Source organism: Deinococcus sp. Marseille-Q6407 (assembly GCF_946848805.1).
GTDB lineage: Bacteria > Deinococcota > Deinococci > Deinococcales > Deinococcaceae > Deinococcus.
In genome coordinates, this window is the sequence record NZ_CAMPFU010000003.1 from 40,558 (window position 1) to 54,982 (window position 14,425).

14 protein-coding genes and 1 riboswitch are annotated in these 14,425 nt (G+C 66.0%); of the genes, 3 read left to right on the forward strand and 11 right to left on the reverse strand.

Features of this window, described 5'->3' with window-relative positions; genetic code table 11:
• Positions 1-97 precede the first annotated feature (97 nt).
• A complete protein-coding gene (locus OCI36_RS07215; protein WP_261664426.1) occupies positions 98-1,000 on the reverse strand; it encodes a hypothetical protein in 903 nt (300 codons plus the stop codon).
• A gap of 207 nt (positions 1,001-1,207) precedes the next feature.
• On the opposite strand from OCI36_RS07215, the gene OCI36_RS07220 reads away from it, so the two are divergent.
• The gene (locus tag OCI36_RS07220; protein ID WP_261664427.1) at positions 1,208-2,284 is read left to right on the forward strand and encodes an EamA family transporter; all 1,077 of its coding nucleotides are present in this window, start codon (positions 1,208-1,210) and stop codon (positions 2,282-2,284) included.
• A gap of 71 nt (positions 2,285-2,355) precedes the next feature.
• On the opposite strand, the gene OCI36_RS07225 is transcribed toward OCI36_RS07220, so the two are convergent.
• The 7 genes from OCI36_RS07225 to OCI36_RS07255 all read right to left on the reverse strand — a co-directional run bounded on the left by OCI36_RS07225 (position 2,356) and on the right by OCI36_RS07255 (position 8,664).
• On the reverse strand, positions 2,356-2,679 hold the full coding sequence (locus tag OCI36_RS07225) for a hypothetical protein (protein ID WP_261664428.1): 324 nt from the start codon (positions 2,677-2,679) through the stop codon (positions 2,356-2,358).
• A 78-nt stretch (positions 2,680-2,757) separates the two neighbouring features.
• A complete protein-coding gene (locus OCI36_RS07230; RefSeq protein ID WP_261664429.1) occupies positions 2,758-3,948 on the reverse strand; it encodes a bifunctional 3,4-dihydroxy-2-butanone-4-phosphate synthase/GTP cyclohydrolase II in 1,191 nt (396 codons plus the stop codon).
• The gene (locus OCI36_RS07235; RefSeq protein ID WP_261664430.1) at positions 3,948-4,628 is read right to left on the reverse strand and encodes a riboflavin synthase; all 681 of its coding nucleotides are present in this window, start codon (positions 4,626-4,628) and stop codon (positions 3,948-3,950) included. The genes OCI36_RS07230 and OCI36_RS07235 overlap by 1 nt, the downstream gene beginning before the upstream one ends.
• Positions 4,629-4,657: 29 nt before the next feature.
• Positions 4,658-5,725, reverse strand: a complete 1,068-nt coding sequence (gene ribD / locus OCI36_RS07240; RefSeq protein ID WP_261664882.1) for a bifunctional diaminohydroxyphosphoribosylaminopyrimidine deaminase/5-amino-6-(5-phosphoribosylamino)uracil reductase RibD — start codon at positions 5,723-5,725, stop codon at positions 4,658-4,660.
• Positions 5,726-5,829: 104 nt separating this feature from the next.
• Positions 5,830-6,073, reverse strand: a riboswitch (FMN riboswitch).
• A gap of 93 nt (positions 6,074-6,166) precedes the next feature.
• Positions 6,167-6,715 carry an RNA 2'-phosphotransferase gene (locus OCI36_RS07245; RefSeq protein WP_261664431.1) on the reverse strand — a complete coding sequence of 183 codons (549 nt, stop codon included), beginning with the start codon at positions 6,713-6,715 and terminating at the stop codon, positions 6,167-6,169.
• Positions 6,712-7,737, reverse strand: a complete 1,026-nt coding sequence (locus tag OCI36_RS07250; RefSeq protein WP_261664432.1) for a DUF4357 domain-containing protein — start codon at positions 7,735-7,737, stop codon at positions 6,712-6,714. The genes OCI36_RS07245 and OCI36_RS07250 overlap by 4 nt, the downstream gene beginning before the upstream one ends.
• 99 nt (positions 7,738-7,836) lie before the next feature.
• Positions 7,837-8,664, reverse strand: a complete 828-nt coding sequence (locus OCI36_RS07255) for a DegV family protein (RefSeq protein ID WP_315941273.1) — start codon at positions 8,662-8,664, stop codon at positions 7,837-7,839.
• 401 nt (positions 8,665-9,065) lie between these two features.
• Between OCI36_RS07255 and metK the strand changes: the two genes are divergently transcribed.
• The gene (gene metK / locus OCI36_RS07260) at positions 9,066-10,292 is read left to right on the forward strand and encodes a methionine adenosyltransferase (RefSeq protein ID WP_261664433.1); all 1,227 of its coding nucleotides are present in this window, start codon (positions 9,066-9,068) and stop codon (positions 10,290-10,292) included.
• Positions 10,293-10,371: 79 nt separating this feature from the next.
• The gene (locus tag OCI36_RS07265) at positions 10,372-10,917 is read left to right on the forward strand and encodes a phosphoribosyltransferase family protein (protein WP_261664434.1); all 546 of its coding nucleotides are present in this window, start codon (positions 10,372-10,374) and stop codon (positions 10,915-10,917) included.
• Between the two features lie 86 nt (positions 10,918-11,003).
• On the opposite strand, the gene OCI36_RS07270 is transcribed toward OCI36_RS07265, so the two are convergent.
• The 3 genes from OCI36_RS07270 to OCI36_RS07280 form a co-directional block, all read right to left on the reverse strand.
• Positions 11,004-11,606: a single-stranded DNA-binding protein gene (locus OCI36_RS07270; RefSeq protein ID WP_261664435.1), complete on the reverse strand. Its 603-nt coding sequence runs from the start codon at positions 11,604-11,606 to the stop codon at positions 11,004-11,006.
• A gap of 112 nt (positions 11,607-11,718) precedes the next feature.
• On the reverse strand, positions 11,719-12,573 hold the full coding sequence (locus OCI36_RS07275; protein WP_261664436.1) for a MerR family transcriptional regulator: 855 nt from the start codon (positions 12,571-12,573) through the stop codon (positions 11,719-11,721).
• Positions 12,574-12,683: 110 nt separating this feature from the next.
• Positions 12,684-14,396 (reverse strand): M3 family oligoendopeptidase, encoded by a 1,713-nt coding sequence (locus OCI36_RS07280; protein ID WP_261664437.1) that lies wholly within the window; start codon positions 14,394-14,396, stop codon positions 12,684-12,686.
• Positions 14,397-14,425: the final 29 nt, after the last annotated feature.

Consider the following 14,425-nt stretch of genomic DNA (forward strand, 5'->3'; position numbering starts at 1 on the left):
GGAATTCTGCGCCGGAGCCGGACAGACATTCCGCCATATTCCCACCCACTACACATGGCTATACATGGCGGAACAGGGTATGCGTCTTTCGAGTGCTCTAGTAGAACCAGCTGTGCCAGAGCGACTGCGCCCGCTTGAGCGGTGTCTTGCCGCCGGGCCCGACAACTTCAAAGAGGAAATCGGCGGGCCGCGCATAGGCTGCTTCCATTTGCAGTACGTAACGCCCCGGAGCCAGAGGATGGCCGTCATCTCCCCGCATGTCCCATAACAGAGGCCCACTCTCTGGAAGCAGATATTCGCCGGGAGGTGTGGGGGGCGGGCCAAAAAATTCAGAGCATCTGTAGGTTTCGCTGACCGTTTCTGCGCGCAGGCGCACCACTTCTTCGGTATCCAGCCGTACCACACGCCAGGGCGGCACCGGCGCCGGAAAACAGAAGGGCAAGGAGCGTTCAAACAGCAGCCTCAGACGTATCGGCATCTGTTCGCCTCGCTCCATGAGGCGGGGCGCTAAGATTTCGGCTTCCATTGTCGGGTGTAAATACTCCAGGGGATAAAGCCCTTCTCCCTGGACAAATCCCACCATCTCATCCGGGATCCCGTAGCTCCGCATAAAGGCGCGGGCCTGCGGGATGCTGGCCGACTGTTTGAGCGGCACTTGCTCTTCACCGTATGATCCAACCTGAGTTTCTGCCTCCTCCAGCCGATCCAGCACCTGGGTTGCCAGGTAACGCACCTGCAACCTTTGCAGCAGACTGTACTTCCTGACCTCGAAATGAGGACTCTCCAGATTCATGCCCTGAGCTTGCCAGTCCTTGCCACGGAACCGCAGCGCTGCCCGGTAAGCGGCCTGTTGCTGCTGCGGGTCGCGGGTATTGGTGTAGATGGTGAGCTGACGTTCCTCATGCGAGTAGCTGGAGCCTGCAAACGCTGGGGCCTCTAAGCATTCGCGGCAATTCTCCCGTAGATACTCTGCCGGAAGTGGCAGGTTCGGGAACTGCACTGGCTGTGGCGTGGGGGCCGCAAACGCCGTGCCGGCCTACGCCCAGATGCGCCGAGTACGCTCCACAGGCTCCGACTGAGTAGCCAGGAAGGCAGCGCCCAGCAAGCAACCGAGCACCAAGTTCACCATCACCAGCCGGAACATAGCTCCACTGTAGCGCGGTGCGTGACTGCCGACTTGCACACAGCACGGCGCATAATCCCTTCTATGAACCGCGACCTGCTCCTGACAGCCCTGGCGCCGCTGATCTGGGGGACCACCTACCTGCTGACCACCACTTTTGTCAGTGAGCTGCCCGCGCTCCTGCTGGGCACGCTGCGAATCCTGCCGGCCGGGCTGGTGCTGCTGGCCCTGTCGCGCCGGCTGCCGCCGCCCGGCTGGTGGGGCCGCATCACCGTGCTGGCGGTGCTACGCCAGGCGCTGTTTTTCGTGTTGCTGTACGGCGCTGCCCTGCATCTGCCTGGCGGCGTGGCAGCCACGGTGGGGGCCAGTAGCGCCATGCTGGTCATTCTGCTGGCCTGGCCGCTGCTGGGCCAGAAACCCACCCCACTGAATCTGACCCTGGCCGGCGCCGGGCTGGCCGGTGTGGCCCTGATCAGCCTGAGCGGGGGCGAGCACCTCAGCCTGCTAGGGCTGGCGCTGCCGCTGGGTTTCGCCCTGACCAACGCGCTGGGCACCGTACTGTTCAGCCGCTGGGGACCGCCGCCCGGCGCCCGCCCACTGGATCAGGTGGCCTGGGAGCTTACCATCGGCGGGACACTGCTGCTGCCGTTTGCCCTGCCGGCCGCGCCGGCCCTAGCAGGCGTGCCCCCCGGCTGGGGCGCCCTGGCTTTCATGACACTGGTAGGCACCGCGCTGGCGGCCATTCTGTGGCAGCGCGGGCTCAACCGCCTGCCGGTGCAACAGGTGGGCCTGCTGGCGCCCCTCAGCCCACGCGGCGAGGTGGTCGCCAGCATGATGCGCAAGGCTGCCGAGGGCGAGTTCCGCTCCAACCTGCACCGGGGCGGCACCGCGCTGCCGGTCAGCCTCAGCGAGGAGGAATGCTCGACCGCCATTCAGGCCGCCCGGGTGATGGGGCTGGACGTGGCCGGCGTGAACCTGCTGCGCAGCAAAAATGGCCCGGTGGTGATGGAAGTCAATTCCTCACCGGGCCTGGAAGGCATCGAGCGCAGCAGCGGCGTGGACGTGGCCGACGCCATCATCGCCTACCTGGAAAAGCGCCACGCCGACCGCGAAGGCAAGCGCAGCGCTGGGCAGTGGAACGCCTCGGATACGGTGCTGTAAAGAGCTATGAATTGCACCACTGACCTCCACTCTTTCAGGTATGAAGAGTGGAGGCCAGGGTCCTCTCTAGGTCACTTCAAGTCGGGGCAGCTTTTAGCCGCGTTAGCCTTAACCAGTTCCGCTGTGCGCGTGTCTACTTTCTGGATGACATCACGGTTATCAATTTCGTTGAGAGCAGCAGCCGGCCAGAAAAGCAAGGTCAGGCCGACATTTTCCTTGCTCAGTCCAGATTTGCTTTCAGCTTCAGCACGGATACGCTGGAGTTGAGTCAATTCAGTCTTGATCTCAGTACAGCCGAGAGCAGAAACAGGCTTTTCTGTTGCAGCATTGTACTTTGGAGCACAAGAAGTAATGGCCAGGGCCAGGGCAGAGATCAAGAAGACGGTTTTTTTCATAAAATTCCTCTCTGCACATTGCACACTAATTTTTTGCTCACCGCAAGCACATTTGCTCATCAGCAAACCTTAATGCCTTCAGTCCAAGTGCCCCATCTTCTCGCGCTTGGTCTGGCGGTAGCCGGCATTTTCGGGAGCCTCGCCCACGTGCAGCGGCACCCGCTCGCTGACTTCCAGCCCGAAGCCGCTCAGCGAATGCAGCTTCATGGGGTTGTTGGTCATCACCCGCAGCCGCTGGGCGCCCAGCAGGTGCAGCATCTGCGCCCCGATACCGAAGTCGCGGGCATCGGCGGGGAAGCCTAGCTTCAGGTTGGCTTCTACCGTGTCGTCGCCCTGGTCCTGCAGGGCGTAGGCGCGAATCTTGTTCAGCAGGCCGATGCCGCGGCCTTCTTGACGCAGGTAGACGATGACGCCCCGGCCCTCTTCAGCGATGGCGGCCATGGCGGCGTCCAGCTGCGGCCCGCAGTCACAGCGCAGCGAGTGAAAAGCGTCACCGGTCAGGCACTCGGAGTGGACCCGCACCAGCAGTGGCTCGGGGGTGACCTCGCCCATCACCAGCGCCACGTGTTCGGCCCCGCTGAGGCTGTCGCGGAAGCCCACGATGCGGAAGTCACCATACCGGGTGGGCAGCTGTGCCTCGGCTTCCACCTGCATAAAGGGGTCGTTCTCCATGCGGTAGGCGATCAGGGCCTCGATGCTGCCTATCTTCAGCTCATGCCGCTCGGCAAACTCAAGCAGGTCGGGCAGGCGAGACATCTCGCCGTCGTCGCCCATGATTTCGCAGATTACGCCCACCGGCGCGAAGCCGGCCAGCCGCGCCAGGTCGCAGGCGGCTTCGGTGTGGCCGGCGCGGCGCAGTACGCCGCCGGGGCGGGCCACCAGCGGAAAGATGTGCCCGGGGCGGCGGAAATCGGCCGGCTGCGAGTCGTCGGACAGCAGCGCGGCGACAGTGGCCGAGCGGTCAAAAGCGCTGATGCCGGTGGTGTTGGAGCGGTGGTCCACACTGACGGTAAAGGCGGTGCCGTTGGGGTCGGTGCTGCTGTCCACCATCGGGTGCAGGTTCAGGCGCTCGGCGCGGTCGCCGGTCAGGGTCACGCAGATCAGGCCGCGGCCCTCGCGGGCCATGAAGTTCACCCACTGCGGCGTGGCGGTTGCGGCCGGAATCAGCAGGTCACCCTCGTTTTCGCGGTTTTCGTCGTCTACCACCACGATGGGGCGGCCGGCGCGCAGTTCTTCAAGCAGTTCGGGAATAGAGGCGAGTTGAGTCATCAGGCGTTCTCCTGGGGGGTCATGGTGAGGGGGTCGGTGGGCGGGAGGGCGGCCCGGCGCTGTTCACGGAAGGCCAGCAGTCGGTCCAGATATTTCGCCATCTGGTCGGCTTCCAGGTTCACGGGGCGGCCCGGCGCCCAGGCGTGTAGGGTGGTCACTTCTAGAGTGTGCGGCACCAGCCAGAGGGTGAATTCGTTGTCCTGCAGCTCAGGCAGGCTGCCGGCGGGGCCGCCGCTGTCCACGATGGTCAGGCTGACGCCATCCACGGTGATGCTGCCCTTGGGCATCAGGTAGGGGGCCAGAAACTCGGGCGCACGGACCGTCATCACGTAGGCGCCCTCGGCCGGGCTGACCGACCTGATTTCTCCGACGCCGTCCACATGCCCGCTTACGATATGCCCGCCGAAGCGGTCGCCGGCGCGCATGGCCCGCTCCAGATTGAGAATGTCGCCCGCGTTCCAGTGCGGGGCCGTTTTCGCCAGCGTTTCCTGGCTGAGGTCCACCCCGAAGGTGCCTTCGTCCCAGCCGGTAACGGTCAGGCAGGTGCCGTTGCAGGCGATGGACTCGCCCAAGTCCAGGTCGGTCCAGGGCTGCTGCGGCGCGATGCGCAGGCTGACCCCGCCGTTTTTCTGTTCGGAATGGGCCACCCGGCCCAGCTGAGTAATGATTCCGGTAAACATCTTTGCTCTCTCTTCCTTTTGCCTTGCAGTCAGCCCATCAGGCCCTGAATGAGAATGTCCTGGCCCAGTTGCTCCACGCTATACACGTTCAGCGGCTGCGCCCCAGCCATCTGGCGCAGCGGCGCGGCCAGCGGGGGCAGGCCGGCGCCCAGCAGCTTGGGGGCGATAAAAGCGCGCACCTCGTCAATCAGGCCGGCGGCAGCAAAGGCTGAAGCCAGCGTGGGCCCGCCTTCCAGCAGCAGGGTGGACACGCCCAGGTCGGCCAGGCCGCACAGGGCTTCCTCCAGACTGTCCGCCGGCAGCACTGTCACGCCGGCAGCGGCCAGTGCGGCAGCATCGGTGCCCGGCGCAGTCACGACCACGGCCCCCTCACCATTGCGCGGTTGCAAGGCGCGGGCGGTCAGCGGCAGGCGACCCTGACGGTCGAAAATCACCGGGCGAGGGTCGCGGCCCTCAGGAACGCCGCGGGTGGTCAGCAGCGGGTCGTCGGTCAGGGCAGTGCCCACGCCTACCGCGATGGCGTCGCACTCGTTGCGCCACCCCATCACGCGGGCGCGGGCAGCCGGGCCGGTCACGGCACCGTTGGCCTCACTGCCGCCGGCGGCGTCCAGGGCGGCCACTTTGCCGTCCAGCGTCATGGCGTACTTGTAGATGACGTGCGGGCGGCCCCTGAGAATGCGCGAGCGGAAACCGGCCTGCTGGCGCAAAGCTTCGGCTTCCAGCACGCCGGTCTGCACCGGTATTCCGGCGGCCCGTAACTTGGCGATGCCCTGGCCGTTTACCTGCGGGTTAGGGTCGCCGGCCGCCACCACCACCCGCGCCACGCCGGCTGCAATCAGGGCGTCGGCGCAGGGCGGGGTGCGGCCGTAGTGGCTGCACGGTTCCAGCGTCACATAAGCGGTGGCGCCATGTGCCTGCTCGCCAGCGTCACGCAGCGCGAAGACCTCGGCGTGAGGTTCGCCGGCCCGGGGATGAAACCCCCGGCCGACCACTTCGGCGCCGCCCGCTCCCGGCTGCACGATGACGCAGCCCACCGGCGGATTGGGACTGGTGCGGCCCAGACCACGCTGGGCTTCGGCCAGGGCCAGGGCCATCATGGCCTCGTCCTGGGCGTCCGCGCCGGGCGGAGAACGGCGGTGACCTGTCAGTTCATTGTTCACAGCGGCTACGCGGCCCGCCGGGGTCTGGCGGGCTGAGGCGTGTCCCCTTTCTCCCATCCAGACTGCAGGGCCGGCAAAGGCCCTTTCACTGTCGGCCCCAGAATCTCACTGGGTCGGGCCCACCCGGTTATGGAAAGTCGGCAGGCTTCGCGGGCTGAACCCTGCTGGGCGGAGCCAAAGCCAAAGCTATTGCTTTTGCTCGCTCCGCTCGGGGGACGCGGGACGGCCCGCGCCCCCAAAGGGCTTACCGCCGGTGGGGAATTTCACCCCGCCCCGAAAGAGGTCAGTTCCTGGTCCGTGCACGGCCTCCGGTTGTCTCTCCGGGGCCTGGGCCCTGAACTGCTTTTCATCTTACTCCCTGCGGCTGCTGACAGATGGTCAGCCCCGCCCACTTTGCCCAGGCGCAGGCAGCTCGGTCAGGTACTCGGTCGGCACGGCGTCCACCAGCCACACGCCGTTGTCCGAGCGGTAAAAAGTGAACCCGGCCGCATGCATCCGGCCCGCGTCCACCGCAAACAGCAGCGGCCAGCCGCGCCGCAGCCCCACGCTGAGGGCCGTAGCAGTATCGGCGCTGAGGTGGACATGGTGGCGGTTCATGGCTTTCAGCCCCTGGCGGGCAATGCCCACCCGCGCGCCCTGATAGCTGCCGTGATAGAGCGTGGCAGGCGGCACCTGCGGTTCCAGGCCCAGGTCCACCGGCACGCTGTGGCCCTGATTGGCGCGGATTTTCTGACCGTCTGGGCTGAGGCTGTAGCGGCCCTTGGCATCGTTCCGCACCACCTGCTCAACCTGCGCGCGCGACACGTTCAGGAAAGCCAGCAGCGGGGCCAGTGGCACCCAGCCGCCGCGCTCCAGGGTCAGGCCCGCTTCGTGCGGAGCGTGGCGCAGCAGGTAAGCGAGGCGCTTGGAGAGACGCTCGGCGTTCATACGGGGCGGTACTGCTGAGCGGGGCGGCCTTCAGCGTCTTTCCAGACTTCCCAGCCGTTTCGGGCGCCGCCAGCAATTGCTGCCGCTGCGCCGCTGGGCGTTTGATACTCATGGTCTCGCTGAAAAACCAGAAAGTCGCCTTCCTGCTTCAGCACTCCACCTTGCAAGAGTTTCTGGCGCGCTTTCTCGATCCCTTCAGCGTATGTCCGCGCCTGCGCGACAGCTTGACTGCCAGCCAGTACTGTAAAACGGCCTGTAGTGGAACAGAAACGAGCCTGTGCCTGAGCACCCGAGACTGAAAAGTACAGACAAACCGTGTCAGCGCCGCTCGGTAGTGACATCCTTCCAGCTTTATTAGCCCCTGTGTCGCCTACCAAGACATCCCGCTCAGCCTCCGTGATCCGGCCCATCTTCACCGCCGCCTCGGCGGCTTTCTCGAAAGTGGCAATCTCAAATTCGGCCTGGGTCTGCTCCACCACCGGCCGCTTCTCACGGCGAATGCGCGCCTCATCACGCCGCTGTTGTTGCTGGCTGCGGACTTTCTCTACCGCTGCGGCAAAAGCGTCCGCCGCCCAGACTTCAGCGTCCAGCAGGGTGAAAAAATCAGCGGCGAAGCTGTCGCCTTCCCCCATTTCGATTTTCAGCGCCACCCGGTCTTCCCACTTGCCGGGCAGATGTTCGCCAATCACCACCCACACCCGGCCGTTGGTCACGATGGCCCAGCGGCTGCCTTCATTCACGGCGTAGGTGGCGGCCTGCTGGTATTCCTTTGGTCCCACCGTGATTCCCATGCCCTTGATTTCCAGCGCAAACTTGCCCGCGCCGCGCCGAATCAGAAAGTCGGCGCGGTTGCCGGTGACATTGGTCTCTTCAGGCACCACTTCGGCCGGGTTCCAGATATCGAACCCGGCCGCCTGCAGCAGCCGCAGGACAATGCACTGGCGGACGACCGCTTCGCCGGGCGGGTCGTCCAGCCATGACTGGATGTGGGCAGTGGCCTGAAGAACAGCGTCGAGGGACATCGCGGGCAGTATAACGGCGCTTCTTGCCTGGGCTTTCAGCCGCTGCCTGCATTCTCGGTGCTCTGGGTTCTCGGTGCTTTTGGCTCTCTGCGTTCCCGCTTACTCGGCCGGCATCATCAGCAGGCCGTAAGCCGGGCCGGCGTTGGCGGTGATCCCGGCGCCCAGCGGGTGTATCCCTCCGTCGCGGGCGTGCAGATAGGTCAGCTCCTGGCGCAGCAGCGCCGCGCCCTGGTCGCCGCCCGCCGTGTAGACGCAGGTGACTTCTACCGGGCCCTGGCGGGTCTGTTGCTGTTCCAGCGCATATTTGGACAGTTCACGCAGCACAGCTTTCTGGCCGCGGGCGCGGCCGGCCGACATCATCTGGCCGCTGCGCAGTTCGATCAAAGGGTTCAGGCCCAGCAGGTTGCCCACAAAGGCGGCCGCCGGGCCGATGCGGCCGTTGATGCGCAGGAATTCCAGCCGCTCCACCGCAAAGAGAAACAGCATCTGGCTTTGCAGCTCGCCCAGGCGGCTGACAATCTGCATCACGTCGGCGCCCTGATCGGCCCAGCGGGCGGCCCGCAGCGCCTGAGCACCCAGCGCGTAGGACGCGTAGCGCGAGTCCACCACCTGCACCCGGCCGCCCAGTTCGCCGGCGGCCCGCACCGCCGCCGCGTAGGTGCCGGTCAGGTCACGGCTGGTCGTGATATGGATGGCCGAATCCGCGTTCTCCAGCACCCGGCGGTACAGCCCCAGGTACTCCTCGTGGTTGGGGGCGTGGGTCACGGCCGGCTGGCCGCTGGCGCGCACCCGGTCCAGCATCTGCTGCGGCGTCAGTTCCGAGTTCTCGAACTCCTGACCCCCGTGATGAATGCGGATCGGCATGGTCTGGATGCCGGAAAAACGCAGCTGTTCGGGCGACAGGTCACAGGTGGAGTCGGCCAGGATGGGGTGATCATAGAGGTACCTCGGAAGTGGGGATAAGGAGCAGGCGGGGGGGCAAAGGGCAAGATGAAGGCAGGAAGCGGGAAATCTTTACTTCACTTTAATGCTGCGTTCCGGCGCGTGTTGCCAACTTCGCGCCGGCAGGCCGTACAGCTGCCGGCGCAGGAGGCCGGAGAGGTCTGGGCAGAGAAGAGGCCCGCCGCGCCGCCCGCCAACTGGGCTTTTCGTTCGGCGGGCGCGGCGGGCCTTGAGCTAAGCTGCCTAGCATGCGTTGCGGCCCCAGCGGCTGCGGCGGCGCCGGCCTGGAGCTTACAGGCAGAAGAAGCAAACGCTGCGAACCGGCGAGCGGCCTTCTTCCGGATTCTCGCCGTGAGCGGCGGCTCCGGGCCGGCCAAGGAGTCAAGATGCGCAAATTTTATACTTCCGAATCGGTGTCCGAAGGGCACCCGGACAAGCTGGCCGACTTCATCTCGGACAGCATTCTGGACGAATTTCTGCGGCAGGAAGCCACCTCCCGCGTGGCGGTCGAAACCCTGGTGACCACCGGCATGGCCGTGGTGGCCGGTGAAGTGCGGGCCGAGCAGGCCCACGTGGATATCCAGCGCACCGTGCGCGAAGCGGTGCAGCGGGTGGGCTACACCAAGGCCACCTACGGCTTCGACGCCGAATACAGCGCCGTACTGGTCGCCATTCACGAGCAGAGCCCCGAAATTGCCAGCGGCGTAGACACCTCCGAGGAATGGCGCGAGATGTCGGACGCGGAACGCCAGGACCCTGCCAACGCCGAATCGCGCATTGGCGCGGGTGACCAGGGCCTAATGTTCGGCTACGCCACCGACGAAACCCCCGAACTGATGCCGCTGCCCATTTCGCTGGCGCACGGCCTGACCCGCCGGCTGGCCGAACTGCGCCGCAGCGGTGAGCTGCCCTACCTGCGCCCCGACGCCAAAGCGCAGGTGACGGTGGTGCGCGACGGCGAGCCGCACGAGGCCACCCTGACCCTGGTGGACACCGTGGTGATCAGCGCCCAGCACGACGAAGACGTGACCAACGAGCAGCTGGAGCGCGACTTGGAACAGCACGTGATTCGCCAGGTGATTCCGGCCAAGTACCTGAACGAGGACACCAAGTTCTTTATCAATCCCAGCGGCAAATTCGTGATCGGTGGCCCGCACGGCGACACCGGCCTGACCGGCCGCAAGATCATCGTGGACACCTACGGCGGCGCGGTGCCGCACGGCGGCGGTGCTTTCAGCGGCAAGGACCCCACCAAAGTGGACCGCTCGGCCGCCTACTACGCCCGCTACGTGGCCAAGAACATCGTGGCCGCCGGGCTGGCCCGCCGCGCCCTGGTGGAAATCGCCTACGCCATCGGCCGGGCTGAGCCGGTCAGCCTGCGCATCGACACCTACGGCACCGGCGTGCTGCCGGGCGACCAACTGGCCGAGATCGTCTGGCAGGAATTCGACGCCCGCCCGCAGGCCATCATCCGTCAGCTGGACCTGCAGCGGCCCATCTACGCGCAGACGGCCGCTTACGGGCACTTTGGCCGGCCCGAGTTCCCCTGGGAACAGACCGACCGGGCAGACGCCCTGCGCGCCGCTGCCCAGGCCGCCGGCGCCCAGCTGTAATTTCCGGAGGCGGGAGAGGCGGGAGGCCGGAGGTATTTACTCCCCTCCCCCGGCCAGCCCACTCGCCTAGACTGCAGGCATGACTCCCATTCAAGTGACTGTCGGTTCCGTAACCCGTGAGCTGCCCACGGTGCAGGTCGGCGCGGTGCAGCGGGTGCCCCTGGTCGAGTTCCTGGGCGACAGCGAATTCACCAAAGCTGCCGCCGAGGCGCTGGTGCCGCTGCTGAACCCCCAGGCCGAAATCATGCTGACGGTGGTGACCAACGCCCTGCCGCTGGTGCACGAGATCAGCGACCGCTCGGGCCTGCCGTATGTGGTGGTCCGCAAAAAGCGCCGCACCTACATGCAGGAGCCGCTGATTCAGGAGGTGCCCAGCATGAGCCTGGGTGTCAACGAAACGCTGTGGCTGGACGCCCGGCACGCCCAGCACCTGCAGGGCAAAAAGGTGTTGATTGTGCAGGACGTGGTGGCTTCGGGCGGCACCAGCGCAGCGCTGGCCCGGCTGGCTGAGCGGGCCGGCGGGCAGGTGGTGGGTTACCTGGCCGCGTTTCACTATGGCGGCCGCCAGCGCAATTTCGAGGTGACCACCCTGCAGGAATTGCCCGGCACCGACGCGCAAGGCTAAACAGGAGCAGAGAAAAATTAGAAAGCACTGGCCCTGGCATAGATACCAGGGCCAGGCTACTGAGAGAGCTTAAAAACCGGGCAGGCTCAGAACGGAGTGTCTTCGCTGGCCGGTGCCGCAGCGGCGCGGGCCGGCGGGCGGCTCACCGACTGGCCTTCAGGCTGCGGGCGCGGTTCGTAGCGGCCCGCCGGCGCCGTGGCGCGGCCCTGGCCTTCACCGCGCGGAGCGTGCTGCCCGCCGGCCTGGGCCTGGCCCGGCTGCGGCGCGGCAAAGCGGTCCTGACGCTTGCCCCCACGGAAGATCGCCAGAGTGACGTACTCGATTTCGCCGTCGGCTTTCTCGCGCAGGTGTTCGGGATCGGTGGGGCGGGCGCCGCGGCTGTACTTGATGGCCTTCGGTAGCTTCAGCTTGCGGCTGTCCACCGCTTCCAGCTCACGGCGGCGGTAAGCGTGGCCGCGGTGCAGCACCATAACCTCGCCCTCGGGGTTGGTCCAGGGCCGCGCACCGATCAGCGACCAGTCGAAATCGGGTTCGTTATCCAGCGGAAACACGTAGCCGCCAGAAGGCACTTCGCCGCTGGTCCAGCCCAGGCGGCCATAGTGGCGCTGAATGTCCATCACCTGATCGGCCCGCTCGACATCCACCGTGACTTTGGCGCCCAGATCGGTCGTAAATTCAATATGCAGCATCTCTCCTGCCTCCTTTTATGTAAATAACATAACATATCCAGGCAGGTCCGTCTAGCATGGTTCCCTGCCTGGCCTCTGGGAGTCAGGCGCCGACAAATCAGGCGCTGGCGAATCAGGTTGTGGGGACGAACGGCCAGGTCACCTCGCCGGCAGGGTCGCCCGGCTCCAGTTCGCTCCAGTCGCGGCCACCGTAACGCGGATACACCTCGCGGGTCGGTTGCAGGCTGCGCTCGCCGTGTGCCTCGGCATAAGCCTGCACGGCTGCGTAGGCCTGCAGGATTTCAGGAAACTGAAACTGGGCGCGGGTCAGGGTGACGTAGGCCTCGGTGTAGGCCGGCTCGGGCCGCTGCATGAAGTCAGGATGGGCCGGCAGCTCTCCCCGGTACGGCCAGCAGATTTCGGCCGGGCCGTCGCTGTCTTCGGTCACTTCACCGTGATAAATGACCAGGGGTGCGCCACTCAGCTGAGCACCGTGCTCGGTCAAGTGGCGGTGCAGGGCAGCAAAGCCCTCGCTGATGGCCTGTGGCAGGTCCGGAGCCAGAACATGGCGGGTCACGGTCAGCAGTTGCTGGGCCGGCACGCGGCGAACTCGAATGTCGTAGGTCATGGGTGTCTCTCCGCTGAGGGTGTCCATCAGGAACTGCGCCAGAGCCTCGCGGCTGGCGAAAGCCTGCTGCTCTCGCTGCCACAGCCCGCGCAGCTGCTCTGCCTGAGCGGCAGCCGGGGCGTCTACCACCTGCCGGATCTCGGCCAGGGGCAGGTTCAGCTGCCGCAGCCGGACAATCAATCGGGCGCGTTCCAGTTGCCCGGGGGCGTAGTAGCGGTAACCGCTGGCCTCGTCCACCCAAGCGGGCGGCAACAGGTCCAGCGTGTCGTACAGGCGCAGGGCTTTGCGGCTGAGCCGTGAGCGGCGCGAGAATTCGCCCAGGCTGAGCAGGTCTGATGGTGAGGGGTGTGGAGTCGTCATAGGGCCTCATCTCCGGAGCTGATCTTCTGGAGACACCCTAAGGGTCAGGTCGGCCCCAGGGGCCGAGTCAAGAGCATCCCGGTGGCTCTCCCCCGCCCGCCCCCTTCCCTTCAGCTTTCCCGCAGCTGTTCTTGCAGGAAACCCATCAGCCCGCCGATATATTCCGCGTCGAAGCGGAACTCGGCGCCGGCCGCCGCGTACAGCTCCGGCACCGGGCGGGTGCTGCCCAGGCGCAGCGCAGCCTTGTAGCGCTCCAGTGCGGCGGCCGGATCGGCCTGAGCCCCGCGCCAGATGCTGACGGCCGCCAGGTAACACATGGCGTACTCGATGTAATAAAACGGCACCTGAAAGATGTGGTAGTAGTGCCAGCCCTGCGCCCGCACCGTTTCGTCCAGACCGTCCCAGTTCACGAAAGGGTGATAGAGGCGGTCCAGCTCCAGCCACTTGGCGTTCAGGTCCTCGGCCGTCACGTCCTGCGGGGCGTCCACATACAGCCAGTGCTGGAAAGCGTCCATCTGCGCGGCCCAGGGCAGGAAAGTCAGCACGCCCAGTAGCAGCTGCTGGCGGTAGCGCTGCAGTTCGTCCGGGCTGAGGGCATGCGCGAGGTGGTCAAGGCTCAGGAATTCCATTGCCATCGAAGGAATCTCCACAAATTCGATGGGGCTCCAGCGGTTCCAGACCAGCGGCTGGCTCTCGCCGGAATAAAAGCCGTGGAAAGCGTGGCCCACCTCGTGAAACAGCACCCGGATATCCTCGGCGCTGCCCACCACGTTCATCAGCACGAACGGCTGATTGGTGGCCGGGAAGTACTCACAGTAGGCGTGCGGCATCTTGCCGGGACGCGATTCCAGGTCCAGCAGACCCGCTTCGCGCATCTGCCCGAAGCGGGCGGCCAGGTCGCTGTCCAGCCCGGCGTAAGCCTGCTGCGCCAGGTCTTCCAGCGCGGCGCTGCCGGAAAAAGGCCGCATGGGTGGGCGGCCCTGCGGGTCGGGCAGGTTACCGCGGTTATAGTCCCAGGGCCGCACCGAATCCAGGCCCAAGGCAGCAGCCACGGCCTGCACCTGCTCGGTCACCAGCGGCACCACCTCTTCGGCCACCGCCTGGTGAAAATCCAGGCACTGCTGCGGAGTGTAGTCCACCCGGTCCAGTTCGCGCCAGCGGTAGGCGCGGAAGTCGGGCAGGTCGGCGTTGGCAGCAAAGCGCCGGCGGGTGCCCAGCAGCTCCAGCATCAGTGGGTTCAGGTCCTGCGACAGCGCCAGGTCGCTCTGCGCCAGCGCCCGCCAGGCCCGTTCGCGCTCGGCACGGTCGGGGCTTTCCAGCCTTTGGAAAGTCTGGGGCACGGTCAGTTCCTCGCCGTCCAGCATCACCTTCTGGCCGCCGGTCAGCTGGCCGTGGCGGCTGATCTGTTCGGCGTGAACAACGTCCAGGTCCACGTTCGCTTCACGGTAGAGGTCGGCGGCGTCGCGCACGCGGCGGTACAGCAGTTCGGTGTCAGGGTCAGGAGTATAGCCGGGCACCGCCAGCCATTTCTGCTTGAGCTGCTGCTCCAGCCGCCGGGCGGGGGGCAGCACTTCCGCCTGAAACTTCCGGCGGCGTTCCTGCGCGGCCGGGTCGTCGGTGTGCAGGTCGGCATAGACATTCAGGCGGTTGCCCACGCTTTCCAGTTCGGCGGCCACGTCACTCCAGGCCTGCAGCCAGCCGGGCACGTCCGCTGCCGTCAGCGGCTGCTCCAGCAGGGTCTGATAACGGGGCTCGAAAAAAGCCCATTCGCTCGACCCGGCAGGAGTCTGCAGGGTCTGTTCTACGCGGTCCAGAACGGTCATAGGCCGCAGTCTAGGGCAGAGCGGCACCG

Bases quoted from the DNA above. Each gene is read 5' to 3' on its own strand.
- OCI36_RS07220 (WP_261664427.1), top strand. From the start codon at position 1,208: ATGAACCGCGACCTGCTCCTGACAGCCCTGGCGCCGCTGATCTGGGGG.
- OCI36_RS07225 (WP_261664428.1), bottom strand. From the start codon at position 2,679: ATGAAAAAAACCGTCTTCTTGATCTCTGCCCTGGCCCTGGCCATTACT.
- OCI36_RS07230 (WP_261664429.1), bottom strand. From the start codon at position 3,948: ATGACTCAACTCGCCTCTATTCCCGAACTGCTTGAAGAACTGCGCGCC.
- OCI36_RS07235 (WP_261664430.1), bottom strand. From the start codon at position 4,628: ATGTTTACCGGAATCATTACTCAGCTGGGCCGGGTGGCCCATTCCGAA.
- ribD (WP_261664882.1), bottom strand. From the start codon at position 5,725: ATGATGGCCCTGGCCCTGGCCGAAGCCCAGCGTGGTCTGGGCCGCACC.
- OCI36_RS07245 (WP_261664431.1), bottom strand. From the start codon at position 6,715: ATGAACGCCGAGCGTCTCTCCAAGCGCCTCGCTTACCTGCTGCGCCAC.
- OCI36_RS07250 (WP_261664432.1), bottom strand. From the start codon at position 7,737: ATGTCCCTCGACGCTGTTCTTCAGGCCACTGCCCACATCCAGTCATGG.
- metK (WP_261664433.1), top strand. From the start codon at position 9,066: ATGCGCAAATTTTATACTTCCGAATCGGTGTCCGAAGGGCACCCGGAC.
- OCI36_RS07265 (WP_261664434.1), top strand. From the start codon at position 10,372: ATGACTCCCATTCAAGTGACTGTCGGTTCCGTAACCCGTGAGCTGCCC.
- OCI36_RS07270 (WP_261664435.1), bottom strand. From the start codon at position 11,606: ATGCTGCATATTGAATTTACGACCGATCTGGGCGCCAAAGTCACGGTG.
- OCI36_RS07275 (WP_261664436.1), bottom strand. From the start codon at position 12,573: ATGACGACTCCACACCCCTCACCATCAGACCTGCTCAGCCTGGGCGAA.
- OCI36_RS07280 (WP_261664437.1), bottom strand. From the start codon at position 14,396: ATGACCGTTCTGGACCGCGTAGAACAGACCCTGCAGACTCCTGCCGGG.